This window comes from Shewanella sp. ISTPL2, assembly GCF_013283205.1.
GTDB classification, from domain to species: domain Bacteria; phylum Pseudomonadota; class Gammaproteobacteria; order Enterobacterales; family Shewanellaceae; genus Shewanella; species Shewanella oncorhynchi.
The window spans coordinates 2,135,889-2,154,782 of sequence record NZ_JAAPAV010000001.1 but is presented as its reverse complement, the minus strand read 5'-3'; the positions used below and the strand labels follow the sequence as shown (position 1 = coordinate 2,154,782).

The following is an 18,894-nucleotide window of genomic DNA, read 5'->3' as shown; positions in this document are numbered from 1 at the left end:
GAACTTAGCTTAGAATTTAACAGTTACACCACCGTAAATCACGCGGCCGACTGTGTCATATACTTGTGGAACTGTACCACCATCGCTACCGTTAGAAACAGTAACTGGTTTTTCATCAGTGAAATTCTTAACGCCTAAACTGACAGTCGTCATATCATTGATATGATAAGTACCAGAAATGTTATGGTACAAAATTGAGTCTACATCAGTACCTTGAGCTAGATCTGTCATTCCGCCGATATAACGATTGAAGTACATAACACTCCAATCATCTTGACCCGCTGACAAGCTAAAGTTGTTACGAACTCGGGCATAAGCACCAAAGTTACCATCAATAGTACCAGTATAGCTTTCACCATCCTGCTCGAAGTTAACTAAGTAAGTTGTGTCATTGTTTAGTTTCCAATCTAAACCAATAAGCTCAAAGCTGTAGGCTAAGTTGAAATCTACACCACTCGTGTCTTGTGTACCCACGTTAGTTAAAGCATTCGTTAAATTATCTAAATCGCCATTAGCGCCGATATTGAAAATTTCACAAGATGCTGCACCTGTTGCATCGCCATCTACTTGGAATCTATGACATGCATCTAGACCTGCTTGAGTGTCCATACGCGCAATCGCGTTATCAACTTTGAAACTCCAGTAATCCAAAGTCACAGACATACCATCAAGATAGCTTGGCGAATACACTAAACCAGCCGTATAAGACTCTGATTCTTCAGGCTTTAAATCTGGATCTGATGTACGATTTACTAAAATTTGTGGATCTTGAGCATTGCCCCATGGATCATCTAAATAATCAAACGAACCTGAGTTACCACCATACAATTCAGCAACACTTGGAGCACGGAAACCAGTAGCCGCTACACCACGAACCATTAACTCATCCGTTGCAGCATAAGTTAAGCCAATCTTCCAAGTGGTTGCTTTACCAAAAGTAGAGTAATCATCTAAACGTAGCGCAAATTCACCCGTTAATTTCTCAGTGAAAGGCACACTTACTTCTTGGAAAATAGAAATAACGTTATAGTTACCATCAGTCGGGTCTTGTTGAGCAGCAGTACTTTCACCAGCAACAACTACAGGATCAGGATTATAAAAACCACTTTCACGACGATATTCCGCACCAATCGCAAAGCCAACGGCACCTGCTTTTAAATCAAACAATTCGCCATTTAAACCAGCAGAAAGTGTTTGTTGCTCATTACCACCATTTGCTTGCTCTGAATAACCGATTTCGTTAATCATTTGCTGTGTTAATGGGGTGCCACTAAACCATGCATTAGGATTTGCATAGATCGAATCAAGCATATCTGATGCATTGATAGAATTATCTACTGCAGTTTTAGCTTGGTTTTTACCATAGGTGTAGGTTACATCCCAGTTCATACCAGTATGAACATCTAAGGTGCCCGCTAAACCACCTGATAAACGCCAAGTATCAGTATCCTGAGTATAAATACGAGGACCTACATCGTTAGTCCGGCGACGATAGTTAACTAAACCCTTATCATCGGCTTTAATACCTGCTGCGATCATGCCGCTATCAAGCGTTACACATGGAGCTCCGGCTGGAACGCCCGCCGCGCCGCAAACATTTAGCATAAGATCAGCGGGTTGAGCAGCCATTTGCTGGTTAGAACGACGGTTGGTATAAATAGCATCTGCAGTTAACACAACATCATTACCTAACTCTTGAGTCATGTTAGCAAATAAACTACGACGTTCACTTGGTGTTTGATAGTAACTATCTTGGGTAAAATCATAACCGTATGAACGGTCTACCCAGTTGCCATTGGCATCTTTAATCTTGCCGCCTAAAGTACCTTCAGGGATAAATGAACTTGCACCAGGTTCAGTCCAATCACGGTCACCTTGGATCACGCCACGACGGTCAGAAAAAGCAGCACCAAAGGTGTAATTACCACCATCGGTATTGAAACCGTATAGTGCACTTACGTCGCCATTTTTACCGTCACCCTTGTCAGTGCCACTACCGTTAAAATCGAGCTGGAAACCTTCAAAGTCTTTCTTAGTGATAATATTCACTACACCAGCAATCGCATCAGAACCGTAAACAGCTGAAGCGCCGTCTTTCAGAATTTCAACACGTGCAATCATAGCGACTGGAATAGAGTTCAAATCCACAGAGCTGTTAGCACCGGAACCAGAGTTCACCATGCGGCGACCGTTTAATAACACAAGCGTACGTTGTGAACCCATGCCACGTAAATCAACTTGTGCAACACCGTCTGCACCGTTGTTTGTTGTTGAACCAATTGCCGCACCCGCCATCGAAGTCTGTACTTGCAGCATTTGGTCAACAGAAGTAAAACCTTCCGCTTTAATCGCAGCAGCATCAATAACGGTCACAGGAGATGCTGTTTCCATATCTTGGCGTTGAATGCGTGAACCTGTCACTTCAATACGTTCAACTTTTGCTTTTTCTTCAGCAGCAAATGCGCTTGACGTAACAAATGCACCAGTAGTGATAGATGCAACGATAGCTAAGTTAATAGCTGACGCTACTTTAGTTCTTTTGATCATGTATGAATGCTCCCTAGATCTTACTATTATTTTTATGCTTACAGCTTGTACAGCTATTGCTGTACTAGTGTTGCACCTGATACTGAGGATTCACTTTAACTCCGTCAATGCTCAAATTTTTAACCAATAAAAACAAATTGTTAATTATTGTGATTTACTTAGTTAATTAATTTGAACACTATTTTTTAATACCCTTATTTACCACACTTATACAGAGTTAATCACCACGATATGGATATTAAACAGACTTTAAGACTGTTAATAAGAAACATAAATGCAACATTTTGCACATTAAAAAATGTGATTTGGATCACACTTTTTAATCCTTATTAAAGTTATCTAGAAGAACAGTGTATTGATTAACTATTGTTAAATCTGCATATCTAGCAATATCCACAGATAGCCAAAGCGCTAAAATACCGATAAACATAGATAAATTGCATTAAAACAGAGATACACTATGTATCAATTGTGCTAATTATGCATTTTAACAACGTCTAAAATTATGGTTTAACAATTAAGGTACAAATAATTCTACACGTCTTTGAAATGACTATTTGTTACTGATCTTGCATATTAATTTTAAATATAAGTATTAGCTTCCAATCCCTCTAAACACTCCCTGTTTCTTATTCTTAAATAAATGACTTACATCTCATACGGACCACATTCAAGGACAAATTTTCTTTATAAAAAAAGCGACCACTTAGGTCGCCTCTTATAGTCTGTATCATCAAAATGATGATTACTCGGGTTTGATCAACTCAAAATGTTGATATGCCCGTGCGGTTGCAATACGGCCGCGGGGTGTACGTTGGATAAAGCCTTGCTGGATCAAAAATGGCTCTAGCACATCTTCAATGGTTTCGCGCTCTTCGCCTATGGCTGCGGCTAAGTTATCGAGTCCAACTGGGCCACCCATAAACTTATCGATAATGGCGAGTAGTAACTTGCGGTCCATATAATCGAAACCTTCATTATCAACATCCAGCAAGTCAAGTGCATGGTCGGCAACAAACTTAGTGACAGCGCCATCATGCTTCACCTGCGCGTAATCCCGCACGCGGCGAAGCAGTCGGTTAGCTATCCGCGGTGTACCACGTGAACGGCGTGCGATTTCAAATGCACCTTCAGCATCAATATCCAGTTCCATCACCTGCGCCGAACGCGTGACTATGGTGCTTAAATCTTTGATGTTATAGAATTCAAGCCGTAGCGGGATCCCAAAACGCGCCCGAAGTGGTGAAGTCAAAGCTCCTGCCCGTGTTGTCGCACCCACTAGAGTAAACGGCGGTAAATCAAGCTTGATAGAGCGCGCTGCCGGCCCTTCACCTATCATGATATCCAGCTGATAATCTTCCATCGCTGGATACAAAATCTCCTCCACCACAGGGCTTAATCGGTGGATTTCATCGATGAATAACACATCACCGGATTCGAGATTGGTCAAAAGTGCGGCGAGATCGCCCGCTTTTTCCAGCACAGGCCCCGAGGTGGATTTAATGTTCACCCCCATCTCGTTCGCAACAATCATGGCTAAGGTGGTTTTACCCAATCCCGGCGGACCGTAAATCAACATATGATCTAAGGCTTCATTACGATTCTTTGCCGCTTGAATAAACACCTTAAGCTGTGCCCGAGTGTCATCTTGACCCGTGTATTCATCGAGCATTTTAGGGCGCATTGCCCTGTCGATGGATTCATCTTGAGCTTGGATCTGCGGCTGGATGAGTCTGTCTGCCTCAATCATTGTTATTCCTTATCGCAGCTTTCATCTTAATTATCATCATTGTTCAATTAAAGCATCGATTTAAGGGCGGCTTTGATCAGGGTTTCTGAATCCATGCCCTCTTTGTAGGCTGCAGAAACCGATTTGCTCGCCTGCGGTGGTTTATAACCCAGCGAAATTAAAGCTGAAATAGCATCTTCTTCGGCGCTATTGACTGTCGGTGCGGGTGAGTAATTGGATTGCAGCACGAACTCACGCTCTGAGCCTGCTGAGGCTTCCATCAAGCTCTTGAGCTTATCGCGCATTTCTACCAGTAACCGCTCGGCGGTCTTCTTGCCAACACCGGGTAATTTCACTAAGGTCACTATATCATCGCGCTCAACGCAACCCACAAATTCTGCGGCTGTCATGCCTGATAAAATGGTCAAAGCAAGCTTGGGACCGACACCATTGGTCTTGATCAGTAAGCGAAATAACGCCCTTTCCTGCTTAGTGATAAAACCATAGAGAAGCTGTGCATCTTCACGCACCACAAAGTGGGTGTAGACCATAGTTTCATGATTAACTTCAGGCAGCTCATAAAAGCTAGTAAGCGGCATCTGCAACTCGTAACCAACACCGTTAACATCGATCAAAATTTCTGGTGCTTGTTTCTCAACGAGCACGCCCCGTAAACGACCTATCATCTGTACCGTCCGTATGTTCTTGCCGTTGCCCGGCCACTCAATGCAATTAAACTCTGGCTGGTGTGATAATGACACACAGCAACTCCGAGTGCATCTGCGGCGTCAGCTTGTGGGGCTGCGGGTAATTTAAGTAGTTGTTGGATCATGTGTTGTACTTGGGCTTTCTGTGCTCGCCCCGTACCCACGACTGCGCTCTTAATTTGAGTCGCACTGTATTCGGCCACAGGTAAATTGGCGACTGTGGCAGCAACAATGGCCGCGCCGCGTGCTTGGCCTAACTTGAGCGCAGAATCGGCATTTTTTGCCATAAATACGCGCTCAATCGCAAATTCGTCCGGTTGATACTGACGAATAATCTCAGTGATCCCATCAAAAATTTGCTTTAGCCTACCAGGAAGCTCTTCAGACGAAGTGCGAATACAGCCACTGCCGAGGTAAATCTGATGCCGTCCCTGACATTGGATCACGCCGTAGCCTGTGATCCGTGAACCTGGGTCAACACCTAAAATAATTGCCATTCAATACCTTATTTGGGATCTACATTTGCGTCCCTGTTCCTACGTTAGCGTTTGCGAGCTGAAATGGGCATCAATTGACGCCCCAATTCAGCTCACAGTCAATCTAGCCTAGGCTTGCCATCACATCATCGGAGATTTCCGCATTATGATACACCTCTTGCACATCATCGTGATCTTCAAGGGTGTCGATAAGGCGCATAAATTTTTCGGCGGTTTCTAGATCAAGCTCAGCTTTCGTCGAGGCTATCATCGCGATTTCGGCATTATCCGCCACAAAATGGGCGTTATCGAGCGCCTCTTTCACCGTATAGAAATCAACGGGATCAGTAAACACATCCACAGCACCATCATCATAGCTGACAATATCTTCCGCGCCCGCTTCAAGCGCCACTTCCATCAATGCATCTTCATCGGTTCCCGGCGCATAGGATAACACCCCACGCTTAGTGAACAGATAAGAAACCGACCCATCCGTGCCTAAGTTACCGCCCGATTTACTAAACGCATTACGTACACCACTCACAGTACGATTACGATTGTCCGTCATGGTTTCAACCATCACAGCGGTGCCGCCTGGGCCATAACCTTCATAGAGAATGGTTTCGAGTTGCTGGCCTTCTAATTCACCGGCGCCGCGTTTAATCGCACGCTCAACCGTGTCTCGGGTCATATTACCACCGAGGGCTTTATCGATGGCGACACGTAATCGTGGATTGGAGTCGGGATCTGAGCCACCTTCACGGGCTGCAACGGTTAACTCGCGAATGAATTTAGTAAAGAGTTTACCGCGTTTAGCATCTTGAGCCGCTTTACGGTGCTTAATGTTGGCCCATTTACTGTGACCTGCCATGGGAAGTCTCCTCTACTTAGATATCATCTAGGTGCCATCACAAAGCTTATCAAGAGCCGAAGGTGGAATGAGACTAAATAACGGCTATTTACTTAAAGGATTGAACTAACAGATATTGATAAGCAGTGGAATGACGGTTCACTAAAACAAACCGAGGCTCATGCCTCGGTTTTCGGTACGACAAAAAATAACTGACAAGGCTAACGTCAATCGACTTACACTAAAACGATTTACATAATGTCGATTTGAATAAGGTCGATTTACAAAAGTCGCCTTACAAAGCCCTCTTACAAAAGATCAGTCTTCCGTTTTAACGGCTTTCTCAACCACGGCAATGCCAAGTTCAGCTAACTGCTGCGGATTGGCAAAACCAGGCGCGTTAGTCAGCGGGCAAGCGGCTGTAGTGGTTTTCGGGAACGCCATCACATCACGGATTGAACTTGCGCCTGTCATCAGCATGATGATGCGGTCTAAACCAAACGCTAAACCTGCATGTGGCGGTGTGCCGTAACGCAGCGCTTCTAACAGGAAGCCGAACTTCTCTTTAGCTTCTTCGTCGGTAATGCCCAGAATACGGAATACCGCAGACTGCATTTCTTGGTTGTGGATACGCACCGAACCACCGCCTAATTCGCAGCCGTTTAATACCATATCGTAGGCATCAGAAACGCGATTAGCTGGGTTAGCTTCAAGTTCAGCTGCCGTTACGCCGCGCGGTGCGGTGAACGGATGGTGAACCGCGTGGAAGTTGCCGTTGATTTTCTCAAACATTGGGAAGTCAACTACCCACAGTGGACGCCATTCACCTTGTAATAAGTTGAAATCTTCGCCCGCTTTAAGACGCAGTGCGCCCATAGATTCGGCAACCACAGTCGCCTGATCTGCACCAAACAGGATAATGTCACCAGTTTGCGCGCCAGTGCGGCTCACGATTTCATTGACTATGCTTTCGTTTAAGAATTTCAGTACCGGTGATTGAATGCCTTCTAAGCCAAGGCTTAGGTCATTAATCTTCATCCACGCTAAGCCTTTAGCACCATAAATGCCAACAAACTTCGTGTAATCATCTATTTGCTTACGAGACAGCGCAGCGCCGCCCGGAATACGCAGTGCAGCAACACGGCCTTCTTCATCGTTCGCAGGACCAGAGAATACCGCAAATTCGACTTCTTTGAGTAAATCGGCAATGTCCACCAGCTCTAATGGGTTACGTAAATCTGGCTTATCTGAACCAAAACGACGCATCGCTTCGTTGTAAGTCATGCGCGGGAACTCGCCAAGATCGACGTTCAGCATTTCAAGGAACAGACCACGCATCATCTCTTCGGTTTTCGCCATCACTTGCTCAGAGCTCATGAAAGACGTTTCGATATCGATTTGGGTGAATTCTGGCTGACGGTCGGCACGTAAGTCTTCATCACGGAAGCATTTTACGATTTGATAGTAACGATCAAAGCCTGACATCATCAGCAACTGTTTAAACAGCTGTGGCGATTGTGGCAAGGCAAAGAACTGACCTTTATAAGTACGGCTTGGTACTAAATAATCGCGGGCACCTTCTGGGGTTGCCTTGGTCAGGATCGGGGTTTCTATGTCTAAGAAACCGTTTGAATCGAGGAAACGACGCACAGAACTGGTCACTTTAGCGCGGAAAATTAATCGCTGCGCCATTTCTGGACGACGTAAATCTAAGTAACGATACTTAAGACGTTGCTCTTCGCTGTTGTTCTGGTAGTTATCCATGCTCAATGGCAGTGGATCGGCAGCGTTGATAATCGTCAAGGCTTGACCTAAGACTTCAATCTCACCCGTCTTCATTTGACCATTGACTTGGCTATCAGGACGGGCACGAACTAAGCCTTTGACCTGAACGCAAAATTCGGCGCGCAGCGTGCTGGCGACATTGAACACCTCAGGTAAGTCTGGATCATAGACCACTTGGATGAGACCTTCTCTGTCTCTTAAATCTAAAAAGACAACGCCACCCAAATCACGGCTACGATTAACCCAACCTACCAAGGTAACTTCTTGTCCAACGTGAGACTTATTGACGTCTCCACAATAATGACTGCGCATCTAACTCTATCCTTTATCCGGAAACCGGTGCTTTGGAAATAATCAAAACGAGATAAAAGCGGCATTATAGTAAAATAATGCCGATTACCAAAGTACTTCACACTTAGGCGGTGAAGTATCAAACAGTTTTACGCCCTTGACTAGAGGCGAACGCACTATCTGAGCATGAGCGTTCAAAAAAACATCAAGCTGAGCGATAACAACGCCCGCCGCTACTTTTTGCTTGGTACATCAGCTGATCGGCTTTTTTCAACAAACCTATCGCTGTGTCACCATCGCGGGGGTAAATCACCACGCCGATACTAACGGCGATGCTGACACTGACGCCTTGAATAAGCAAAGGGCTCGACAGTGCCTGTAGAATATTATCAGCAACTTGGGTTGCAGCATCGAGATCTTGCACACGATTTAGCAGGATAACAAACTCATCGCCGCCAAATCGCGCAACGGTATCTGAGCCACGGATAACCTTGGTTAACTTTTGGGCGACCAGTACCAGTAATTCATCGCCAATGGGATGACCGTGTTGGTCATTGATTTGTTTAAAACCATCGAGATCGATGAATAACAAAGCGAAATGTGCCTGTTCTCTGCGATGAGATAGCAAAGCTTGGGTTAGTCTGTCATCAAGTAAGGCACGATTGGGCAACTGAGTTAAAGCATCATGATTAGCCACATGCAACAAACGTTTTTCTGCCACCAATCGCTGGGTGATCTCACGATTTAAGCGGCGATTCACTAATAACACCGCCACCATCACTAAGCACAAGATTATCACGCCAAACACGATATAACGCAGCCATTGCAGATATTTAGCGCTCTCTGTCGCCACTGAAAATGACACCCAGCGCGTATATATTTTTTGCTGATGCTGAGCGTCAATCAAGGCTAAGGCTTTGTTAATCAGCGGCACCAGCGGCGCAAATTGAGGATAAACACCAATATGACTATGCTGATCGGCGAGATCACTGAGCAGCGACATTTTCAGTGTCGGATAGTGGCTGGTTTTAAGCTCAGAAGCTAAAGTCACCACTTTATCGATAAACACATCCGCATTGCCATTCGTCACGGCCGCTAATCCGGCCTGCGTATTTGGCACTATGACTAACTTGAGCGAAGGCTCCAGACTCATCAATTGCGCCACCAAATGATATCCCTCAACCACAGCTACCCTTTGACCTGCGAGCTGAGCAATATTAAAAACCGAGACTTGTTCCAGTTGCGATACTAAGGCCCACGGCGATGGCCAATAGGCTTCACTAAACGCTAAACGCTGCTGGCGCTCCGCCGTTTGCGCGACACTGCCGGCTAAACTCACCTCGCCCTTTTGCAACGCCTCGATTAACGAATGCCAATCATCAAAGGCAACGGGCGTGAGCTTAAGTTTGAGTTGTTCCTTGAGCAATTTGACGATATCGCTATTGATCCCCGCAAACTCACCCTGTTCATCCATAAACTCCATCGGTGGCCATTGCTTTAAATAACCGACTTTGAGTTCGCCTACACTTTCCACATAGGCCTGTTCTGCGGGGCTTAGGCTGACATGGCGCTCAGCTTGGGTAAAAACATGATCTTTAGGATTGAGCATCCATTTATGTTCAATCTCAGCAAATTCTTGATTGCTAATACTGTTAAACCCATTGGCTATCCTCTGTGTAAGGCCAGCATCATCGCTACGGGTCAGCACATAAATGTTGGTGCTAAATTCGAGATCAGGATACTGGCTAAAGTCAGACCAGCCTTTATTGAGCAGTAAATAATGGGATGTCCATGCACCCGCGGCGATAAAACCGACAACTTCTCCAGACCTCGCCCCCGCCACCATGGCATCCATACTGTCGTAATAACGCAGTGACACTTGGGGTAATGCTTTACGCAACTCCACCAAATAAGGCGCTGTCGGCACCACACCAATACGTTTACCTTTTAAGCTGTCTAAATCGATTAACTGTTGCTGATAGAGAAAGAGTCGACTCTTCACCGTATATAAATGCCAAGCCTGAGTAAGGCCCGTTTTAACATCATCACTTTCAGGATAACCTATGTGGGCATCGGCGAGACCGCGACGAACATCGTCCACGCTGGAGTTCATATCACCAGAAATAAAATCAACGGCAATACCCGTTTTCTCAGACCAAAGCTGCCACATGTCCACATACAAACCATGGGGTAAACCATCGACCCCTAAGTCCACAAAAGGCTCGACGCCCAGTTGCATCGAAATAACGAGTCCAGCTTGTTGACGTTGATAGCCAAGCCAACGTCGCTCCGTTTGCTGAATAAAGTGCACATCGAGCGCAGTGAAACCTTTATTGATCTTATCGACTAATGCAAGATTGCCCTTTTGAACTGCGGGTACAAACTGCATCGCCTTAATTTGAAGGCGGGCAGTATTGGGAAAGTTTGCGGCAATCTCTTGGGATGAGTCGGGATCTTTCAAATAGCCTTCTAACCCCGCAAAGACTACGATCTCGCCCGCGGCGACCCCTGCCAATAATTTCTCACGACTTTCGTAGCGTTTAAACACAAGCTGCGGTTCGATACGATGTAATTCCGCTTCATGGGATGAAGCCGCTACCACACCAATTTGAAAGGGGATCAGTTCTTTGATGGATTTTTTGCCCTGCAAGGATTTATGCAAATACAAAAAAGTGCCCACATCCGCAATGGGCACCGTAAAATCAAATTCTTGCTCTCGCTCTGGGGTTTTCCCCATGCCGATATGTACTTGCGCCTTACCTTGCCGCAGTTGATCAAGGGACTCGTGCCAGTGGCGCGCCACAAAAACAACTTGGGTATGGCTGTGTTTAGCCCACTCTTTCCATAAATCAACCAGTAATCCAGTCGGCTCGCCATCGTTGTCGACATATTGATAGGGAAAGCTATCCTCACCCATAACGATGATTAATGGCTCAGAGGACAACGGACTTGCCTGCCCCGTTATACCCAAAAAACAGCTGCACAAGATCACAATTAAGTGGATCACAAACTTCAAGTTGAGCCCTTAGTACTTGATGTACATGTAACGATTTTGTTATCTATTAAGTATTAGACAAAAATTTATCGCAAATTACTAGCATGATACTTGCTGCTAATCGCTCTGATTCGTTAAAATGCGCAGTTGAATTCCCATGAAAAATCTCAGATGAACGTTTCTCAAGACACTATCTACGCTCAAGCGAGCGAGCATATTAGCGATTTCCAGTTTGATAACCGTGTAGCAGGCGTATTCAGTGACATGATCCGCCGCTCAGTGCCTGGATATACGCAAATTATCAATACCATAGGCGATTTTGCAGATCGTTTCGTCATGCCAAATACTCAAATTTACGATTTGGGTTGCTCACTCGGTGCCGCCACCTTAAGTATTCGTCGCCAAATTCAAGGCCGCCAATGTCGCATTATTGCTGTAGATAACAGTGAATCTATGGTCGCACGCTGCCAAGAGAACCTGAATGCCTATGTCAGCGATACGGATGTCGATCTGGTTTGCGGTGATATTCGCGATATCGATATTCAAAATGCGTCATTGGTGGTACTCAACTTTACCTTGCAGTTTTTACCGCCAGAAGACAGAGAAACCCTGATAGCCAAGATTTATCAGGGTCTTAATCCCGGCGGACTTTTAGTGCTGTCTGAAAAAATTCGCTTCGAAGATGCTCCTATCCAAACCTTATTGGAAGAGCAACATTTGGACTTTAAACGCGCTAATGGTTACAGCGAACTTGAGATCAGCCAAAAACGCAGTGCGCTGGAAAATGTCATGAAGCCCGACACCTTAACCACGCATCAACAACGACTCACCCGCCAAGGCTTTAGTCACTTTAGTCTCTGGTTCCAATGCTTTAACTTTGCTTCTATGGTGGCCATCAAGTGATCAGCTTTAGCTCGTTTTACCAACAAATCGCCGATTCGAATCTACAGCACTGGCTCGAAACCCTGCCGAGCATTTTAGGCAAGTGGCAACGGGAACATAAACACGGCAACCTGCCAAAGTGGGAAAAAGTGCTCAACAAGCTGCACTATCAAGCACCCGACCAAGTGGATTTTGTTGATAGCGTGACCGTCGGTAGCGGCGAGCAACTTAGCCCAGGCGAAAAAGAGAAGCTTGAAAACCTGCTGCGTTTGTTTATGCCATGGCGTAAAGGCCCCTTCCACATTCATGGCATCCACATCGATACCGAATGGCGCAGTGACTGGAAATGGGACCGCGTTAAGCAACATATTTCGCCGCTGAAAAACCGCACTGTGCTCGATGTCGGTTGCGGCAGTGGTTATCACATGTGGCGCATGTTGGGCTCAGGTGCCAAACGTGTCGTCGGTATCGACCCTTCGCCGTTGTTTTTATGTCAGTTTGAAGCCGTCAAACGTTTAGCGGGCACACATCACCCTGTACACCTGTTACCATTGGGTATTGAAGAGCTGCCACCGCTCGATGCATTTGACACGGTTTTCTCCATGGGTGTTTTGTATCACAGACGTTCGCCTATCGATCACTTGTTACAGCTGCGTGATCAATTGCGCACCGGTGGTGAGCTCGTGCTAGAAACCTTGGTGATAGATGGCGACGAAAATGCCGTACTCGTGCCTCAAGATAGATATGGCAAAATGAATAATGTATGGTTCATTCCGTCCGTTGCCGCGCTCATGCTATGGTTAAAGAAGTGTGATTTCACTGATATCCGTTGTGTCGATACCGATGTCACTGCCCTTGCCGAGCAACGCCGTACCGACTGGATGCCCAACGAATCACTGGTTGAATACCTAGATCCTAACGACATCACCAAAACGGTTGAAGGTTATCCTGCGCCCAAACGCGCCACGATTATCGCGGTGAAAAATCAGCCTAATCAGGATTTAAACTAACCTTTTCAGTCTGAAGTAAGCGAATATCAGTCATTACGTCCTCAGGGTTTGAGTTGGTGATGGCTGATATCAAAAGCAGAAAGAACACCATTCCTCTAGTACATCTGGAATCTGTAGGTGTTCAGCAGCTCAGTGTAACTCCTTCCTTGAATAGCAATACATTTGCGACTCCCACCCTTATCGTTGACATCCAGAACAGAACAGGGTTTCATGCATAACAATGACTTGAAGCTAACTCAATTGGATACTAAGTCAAAGTTAACTCATTCCATCACAGATGCAGAACACATTACCCATGTTAAAACCCACTTTACTGGTTAGCCTGTTTGGCTTGAGCCTTTATGTTACGAATGCCGCCTATGCGGCGCCAAGCCCTGTTCCCCTTTTAGTTGAACAATGCCTGCGTTTGCCAAGTATTGATCTCGCGACTGTGTTCGCCAATGCGCGTTTAACTGCGTCTGAATTAACCTTGGCCCAGCGCGCGCTTATTTTTGAGCAACAGATGTTAGGGCTTAATAATATCAACGACAGGCTCAACTATTACCGTGGGTTTAACTTACCGAGTGAGGAACGCGAGGGTCTACTGCAATGCCAGCTACACCTCGCCGACACCCTATCGCAACTTCTCAGCCAAACTGAATTGAGCCAACTCGCCTACGCCTTAGCCCAAGGCAATGCAGAACAAATACTGCTGAGCCAACAGCTTAAACAGTTACTACAACAGCATTGGAGCGCCGAGGAAAAAGCGAAATTACATACAGCGCAAGCCAGCATAGGCCAAGGGTTAGGCAGCCAGCAATTTAATCTTGCCTTCAATGACAGCCAATGCCAACCCGAAGCGACTCAGCAGCAACATCATCTGCATAAAAAAGGTGATAGAAGTGATGAGCCGAAGCCCGACAGTTCAAAGCAGAGCGACTTTTCTGGCACTATCGCCAGTTACTTACTGACGCAGGAAAACGCCGTATGTCGCCAAAATGTATGGCAGGCCTACCAAGCCAGAGCCAGTGAAACCAACCAAACGGCATTAGAGCGTATTGCTGAGCAGCGCCAACAAGCCGCCACTACTGCAGGCTTTACCGATTACAGCGCATTAGCGCTTAGTTCGCAGCAGTTATCGTCCCCTGAATTAGTCAAAGCCTTTCTCGATAGCCAAACCCAAGATCTGCAAGTGGCTCCCTGGGATATTGGGCGAACCCTGTCACAACAAGTATCAGCTAAGGGGCCGACATGGCAAACTTCTGACGTCTTGAGTCGCAGCTTTACTTATCTGCAAGTGTTTGGTTTGCAGTTTGAGACCATAGCAACCGCCAACGCCGAGAAAACACCAACCGTTCCTAATCGGCCGCATATCGTCAGGGTCTACCACCAGCAAAGATTGTTGGGTGAAATCTATGTGGCTTACAACCATAATCCACAGCAAGGTAGTCAACAGCAGACATTGCGTCAAAGTGTACTCGGCCAGCAATTTGGACAACAAGCTTTAGATCTCAAGCCACAGCTGAGTAACTACAAAGACATTGAGCAATTAACCGAGTCTATCGCAGAGGCGGTCACTTCCCTTGCTAAAGCGAGCCATTTCTACCTCAACAATGCCATGGGACAGAGTCAAGATAGCTATTTTGTGGCGAGTCTTTGGTTAGCAGAAGTACTGCGCCATCAACTCTTTCCGCAGTTTGAGCACACCTATTTACAGGAGCGTGAAACACTGGCTAAAGCTTATTCGAAGCAGCTTAAAGTCTTTCGCGCTAAGGTTGCAGTCAACTTTTACCAAAACTCAAGTGCACAAGTCTACCCCGATCTCGGTGCGGAGTTTAATGCGAGCTTTGGTCAAGACTGGCCACAAACACAGGATTATCCTTATAGCTTCAATGCTATCGCCAACGAAGGACCGCTCTACTACCAATCACTCTGGCAAGCATCGCTAGCCAGGCTGATAGATCAATCCACATTCAACTGCCAAGACAAACTCAAATTATTCAATGTATTAGTCATCAATGAAGACGCTTTAAGCTTAAGTGACCAATTAAAAGTGGTCATTGGCGCCCCCGTTGATAGTGCTGCACTGATCCAAAGAATTTCAAATAGCGCCGCTTCAGAACATGCTGACAATTCCAACAATCAAGCTTTCGACGCAACAGGTTCTTGTGCGTTTTAAGTCTGAATGCTTAGGGTGTGTTTGTGACTCGCTCGGGCGCAAACACAGCTAATCGTCATGATTCGCCTCTCTATCACCTTAATAACTTAGCGCGACATAACTATCTATATGTCGTGAGAATGACTGACTCTATGAGATTTAATTGAAAAAGTCGTAAGAAGTGGCCACTATAAGCCTCAATCTATCGTTTTTTTGAGATTATAATGACTCGAGCTAAATCTACCTTAGAACAATGGCGTATTTTGCAAGCGGTGGTCGATTTTGGCGGCTATGCCCAAGCGGCCGAAAAACTCAACAAGAGTCAATCGTCACTTAACCATGCCGTTGCCAAATTACAGCATCAATTAGGTATCGAGCTACTCGAAGTCAAAGGCCGTAAAGCCTATCTCACCCCGCAGGGCGAAGTGCTGCTGCGCCGCTCACGGCATGTCACCCAAGCCGTCAACGAGTTAGAACAGCTTGCGAGTAATCTCGAGCAAGGGTGGGAGCCGACACTCACGATTGCCCGTGAAATTATCTATCCGATGGAAAGCTTAGTGTGTGCCCTCAATGCGTTTCTACCCCACAGTCGTGGCACTCGAATCATCATGCTGGATTCTGTGATTACTGGCACTCAAGAGCTAATTCTGCAGAGTAAAGTCGATATTGCTATCTGTGCAGGGGTGCCGCCTAAAGGGTATTTATCCGAACCCTTATGTGAACAAGAACTCTACCTCGTCTGTCATCCAAATCATCCACTCGCTGATTTAGGCACAATTGAAGACGATAAACTACTGGCACAATATTTACAGTTAGTGATTAAAGATACTGGAGTGCAATCCAACATTGATATCGGCTGGCTCAAAGCAGAGCAGCGCTGGACAGTCTCTAACTTCCATGAAGCTAAAGTCATTTTAAATCAAGGTATTGGTTTCTGTTGGATCCCCTCTTTCTTAGTCCAAGAAGAATTGGCTTCGGGTAATCTAGTACGTTTACATCTTGAGGGCAGCCAAAAACGTCGTATCATGTTGAGCTTAGTGATCCCTAAAAGAGATCAACAAGGGCCTGCATCAAAACTGCTTGCTTCCTTGATTTTAAAACAGCATGGAATTGAAACGACGAATAGTCATTAACAGCAAGATACCAAACGAGTTATCAATTCGAGTGAGCAAAACGATAAGTACTAACTGCTGATTAAATGGTTAGTTCTTAGTGGTACTGAGAGGTTGTTTCGAAAAAGATGATGAACATCGAATCATGGAAATAGTTAAAACCTAATCTTACACACTAAAGTCGATATAGCGTGCTTGTTGATAACCCAAATATTGCGGCTGAATAAATCCTGTCTCCTGCAAGAGGTCATCTTCCACATATAACTCGCTCTGCAAAGACACATTCGTATTCGCGCTAGCACTGATATTTGAAGACTGCTCATTTACATTGTTTGCGGACAACACATCCGTAGATTGCAAATTGCTAGGCAGATCATTTGGAGATGCCAGATAAGAAGGCAGAATATTGGCTTGCGACGTCATATCGACACGAGCTGAAGGTCCAGCACTGGCTTGTGCAACTGCGGCATAATAACGGCTTACAGCACTATCGGATCTTGAGATAAAACCCGTCGCTAAATCCGCTGAAGTTGAAGCTTCTCCAAATGCTAAAGTTGCGGTCGGTGGCTCAATCGTTTCCACTGTGATCGATGTAGTGATTGAGTCACTGATATCAGAAGAGGTTTTCGAACCCGTATCAATAACTCTCGTATTGGCCGTTTGCGCCTCGATCGCTTGTTTTAGCTTATCAAGCGCAGTAGAGGCGGGGGTGAATACAGCCTCTTGGGGCTGAGCAATATTACCTGACTCATCAACGTCTCCCGTCACTACAGGTGTATGTTTTTCTAACGGTGGCAACTCTTTGATTTGAGCATCCGCGTCTATTAATGTTTGAGCCGTTTGCAAGTCAACAATTTGTTTTTGTCGCTCCTCTGCCAGCATCACCTTAGCTTCATTCATTTTTTGCAAGGCTTCCGCGGCAACACGGATATCCGCTGATGACGGGTCAACAGGAGCCATTGCTGCGGCATAAACTTGCTTCATTTTGTTTATCGTTGCAAGCGGGTCGCCTCCCACTGGAGAGACATCAATCTGCACTTCGCCATCGGTGGCGTAACGTTGGCCATCAGCACCCTTTTCATACTTAAAACTCGGGCTCTGAGCGTATTGTCCTCCGACGGTTGCGTGGGCATGCTCATGGGCTTTAACCTCTGAATCTCGAGTTTTAAGTTCATCGACTTGCTGTTGCTGTTGAGCCTGTACTTTTTCTTGGGCTTGTATCTCTTGTTCCTGAGCCTGCTGAACCAGTGATTGCTGCTTTGCCTCTTCCGCTGCTGCTATTTGCTGTTTCCGCGATTCTTCTTCCTGTACTTGCTTTTCAAGCTGATTATCATTTGGGGCAAAGACAGCAGCTAAGACTTGTTGACTATCATCTGGGTTAGACGCTGTCGCAGGAGCATCTACAGGACCAGCTTGAGCCTGAGCTTCACCGAAAACTTGAGTAAATTGCTCTAACACAGTCGGTTGAGCAACATCATTGCTAGCGGATTGATCTACGGCTTGCGCAGAGTTTGACTGACCAACAGGCCCTGCACTCGTTGCTACACTCTTATTTACAGCACTCTTATTTACAAAACTGTTGATTGCAGAATCGGACGTAGTGGGATCAACTAACGCAGTTCCAGTAAAGACAGTTTGTGGTCCAAACACTGCAGCTAAATCAGGCATTATTGGAGAAACATCACCCGTGCTAGATGGATTGAAAGCAGGAATATCAGTACCACTCGTGCCAATTGATGGACTCAGAGGCGTAAAAATATCAACGGGAATATTGCTCGTTACGCTAAGATTCGGACTTATTGTAGCCAAGGAATTTACCCCAAGTCCGCTGTTACTAGTACTCGCGACTGGCGAAAATACCTGAGTAGAAATAGGTGTCGCAATCTGTCCCCCGCGTACACCAGAAATGGATCTTGGTCCTGTTAACAAACTAAAACTCGCATCGGCATGTAAGCTAGCTCGGTCATTTAACGTATTTACCTGAGGATTGCTCCTTGGCGTTGGTACGGAAAAAGGAGCGACCTCGAGTGCTTGGCTTGCACCATTCAGTACAGGAAGTACAGATGCAGTAGTTGATGAAACAGCACTAGAAGCAGCAAAAGACACATTCGGTGATGAGTGGAGAGATTGGGAAACGTTAGCAGCTAATGAAGTAATAGGCGTGGCTTGAACTGGAGCAAATGAAGTTCCAGTAACCTGTAGTTCATGGACACCACTCGCTTCAATTTTTGCGGAGCCTGCAGTGTGAGCGCTGGCTCCTTGATAAGTGCTATTAGCGTGACTCTGGCTTAGATTCGAGCTGAGCATCTTATCATGTGCCGAAAATGAAGAGGATGGCGCTCCAACCTTAGGTGATAGCGCCACAACCGACAT

At 45.8% G+C, this 18,894-nt stretch carries 12 protein-coding genes; 4 read left to right on the top strand and 8 right to left on the bottom strand.

Annotated elements, in window-relative coordinates; all coding sequences use genetic code 11:
* Nucleotides 1-9: 9 nt before the first annotated feature.
* From HUB64_RS09520 to HUB64_RS09490, 7 genes are all read right to left on the bottom strand, one after another.
* A complete protein-coding gene (locus HUB64_RS09520; RefSeq protein WP_028759855.1) occupies nt 10-2,547 on the bottom strand; it encodes a TonB-dependent siderophore receptor in 2,538 nt (845 codons plus the stop codon).
* A gap of 745 nt (nt 2,548-3,292) precedes the next feature.
* Complete coding sequence (gene ruvB / locus HUB64_RS09515; protein WP_028759854.1) at nt 3,293-4,297, bottom strand: Holliday junction branch migration DNA helicase RuvB; 1,005 nt, start codon at nt 4,295-4,297, stop codon at nt 3,293-3,295.
* Nucleotides 4,298-4,344: 47 nt separating this feature from the next.
* Entirely contained in the window at nt 4,345-4,962 is a 618-nt protein-coding gene (gene ruvA, locus HUB64_RS09510) for a Holliday junction branch migration protein RuvA (RefSeq protein ID WP_028759853.1), read from the bottom strand.
* Nucleotides 4,959-5,480, bottom strand: coding sequence for a crossover junction endodeoxyribonuclease RuvC (gene ruvC, locus HUB64_RS09505; protein WP_006081743.1), 522 nt, complete (start codon nt 5,478-5,480; stop codon nt 4,959-4,961). Before ruvC ends, ruvA begins: the two co-directional genes overlap by 4 nt.
* A 103-nt stretch (nt 5,481-5,583) precedes the next feature.
* The gene (locus tag HUB64_RS09500) at nt 5,584-6,330 is read right to left on the bottom strand and encodes a YebC/PmpR family DNA-binding transcriptional regulator (RefSeq protein WP_173496875.1); all 747 of its coding nucleotides are present in this window, start codon (nt 6,328-6,330) and stop codon (nt 5,584-5,586) included.
* Nucleotides 6,331-6,627: 297 nt separating this feature from the next.
* Nucleotides 6,628-8,406 (bottom strand): aspartate--tRNA ligase, encoded by a 1,779-nt coding sequence (aspS, locus tag HUB64_RS09495; protein ID WP_012089298.1) that lies wholly within the window; start codon nt 8,404-8,406, stop codon nt 6,628-6,630.
* 184 nt (nt 8,407-8,590) lie between these two features.
* Nucleotides 8,591-11,401, bottom strand: coding sequence for a transporter substrate-binding domain-containing protein (locus HUB64_RS09490; protein ID WP_173496874.1), 2,811 nt, complete (start codon nt 11,399-11,401; stop codon nt 8,591-8,593).
* A 150-nt stretch (nt 11,402-11,551) separates the two neighbouring features.
* Here HUB64_RS09490 and cmoA point away from each other — a divergent pair, with 150 nt between their 5' ends.
* The 4 genes from cmoA to HUB64_RS09470 all read left to right on the top strand — a co-directional run bounded on the left by cmoA (nt 11,552) and on the right by HUB64_RS09470 (nt 16,542).
* Nucleotides 11,552-12,283: a carboxy-S-adenosyl-L-methionine synthase CmoA gene (cmoA, locus tag HUB64_RS09485; protein ID WP_173496873.1), complete on the top strand. Its 732-nt coding sequence runs from the start codon at nt 11,552-11,554 to the stop codon at nt 12,281-12,283.
* Nucleotides 12,280-13,272, top strand: coding sequence for a tRNA 5-methoxyuridine(34)/uridine 5-oxyacetic acid(34) synthase CmoB (gene cmoB, locus HUB64_RS09480; RefSeq protein ID WP_173496872.1), 993 nt, complete (start codon nt 12,280-12,282; stop codon nt 13,270-13,272). The genes cmoA and cmoB overlap by 4 nt, the downstream gene beginning before the upstream one ends.
* A gap of 295 nt (nt 13,273-13,567) precedes the next feature.
* Nucleotides 13,568-15,430: a M3 family metallopeptidase gene (locus HUB64_RS09475; protein WP_173496871.1), complete on the top strand. Its 1,863-nt coding sequence runs from the start codon at nt 13,568-13,570 to the stop codon at nt 15,428-15,430.
* 203 nt (nt 15,431-15,633) lie between these two features.
* Nucleotides 15,634-16,542, top strand: coding sequence for a LysR family transcriptional regulator (locus HUB64_RS09470; protein ID WP_105252571.1), 909 nt, complete (start codon nt 15,634-15,636; stop codon nt 16,540-16,542).
* Nucleotides 16,543-16,689: 147 nt separating this feature from the next.
* On the opposite strand, the gene HUB64_RS09465 is transcribed toward HUB64_RS09470, so the two are convergent.
* Nucleotides 16,690-18,894: a putative metalloprotease CJM1_0395 family protein gene (locus HUB64_RS09465; protein WP_173496870.1), complete on the bottom strand. Its 2,205-nt coding sequence runs from the start codon at nt 18,892-18,894 to the stop codon at nt 16,690-16,692.

Excerpts from the sequence above, each read along its gene's own strand:
- HUB64_RS09520 (WP_028759855.1), bottom strand. The coding sequence starts at position 2,547 with ATGATCAAAAGAACTAAAGTAGCGTCAGCTATTAACTTAGCTATCGTT.
- ruvB (WP_028759854.1), bottom strand. The coding sequence starts at position 4,297 with ATGATTGAGGCAGACAGACTCATCCAGCCGCAGATCCAAGCTCAAGAT.
- ruvA (WP_028759853.1), bottom strand. The coding sequence starts at position 4,962 with ATGATAGGTCGTTTACGGGGCGTGCTCGTTGAGAAACAAGCACCAGAA.
- ruvC (WP_006081743.1), bottom strand. The coding sequence starts at position 5,480 with ATGGCAATTATTTTAGGTGTTGACCCAGGTTCACGGATCACAGGCTAC.
- HUB64_RS09500 (WP_173496875.1), bottom strand. The coding sequence starts at position 6,330 with ATGGCAGGTCACAGTAAATGGGCCAACATTAAGCACCGTAAAGCGGCT.
- aspS (WP_012089298.1), bottom strand. The coding sequence starts at position 8,406 with ATGCGCAGTCATTATTGTGGAGACGTCAATAAGTCTCACGTTGGACAA.
- cmoA (WP_173496873.1), top strand. The coding sequence starts at position 11,552 with ATGAACGTTTCTCAAGACACTATCTACGCTCAAGCGAGCGAGCATATT.
- HUB64_RS09475 (WP_173496871.1), top strand. The coding sequence starts at position 13,568 with ATGTTAAAACCCACTTTACTGGTTAGCCTGTTTGGCTTGAGCCTTTAT.
- HUB64_RS09470 (WP_105252571.1), top strand. The coding sequence starts at position 15,634 with ATGACTCGAGCTAAATCTACCTTAGAACAATGGCGTATTTTGCAAGCG.
- HUB64_RS09465 (WP_173496870.1), bottom strand. The coding sequence starts at position 18,894 with ATGTCGGTTGTGGCGCTATCACCTAAGGTTGGAGCGCCATCCTCTTCA.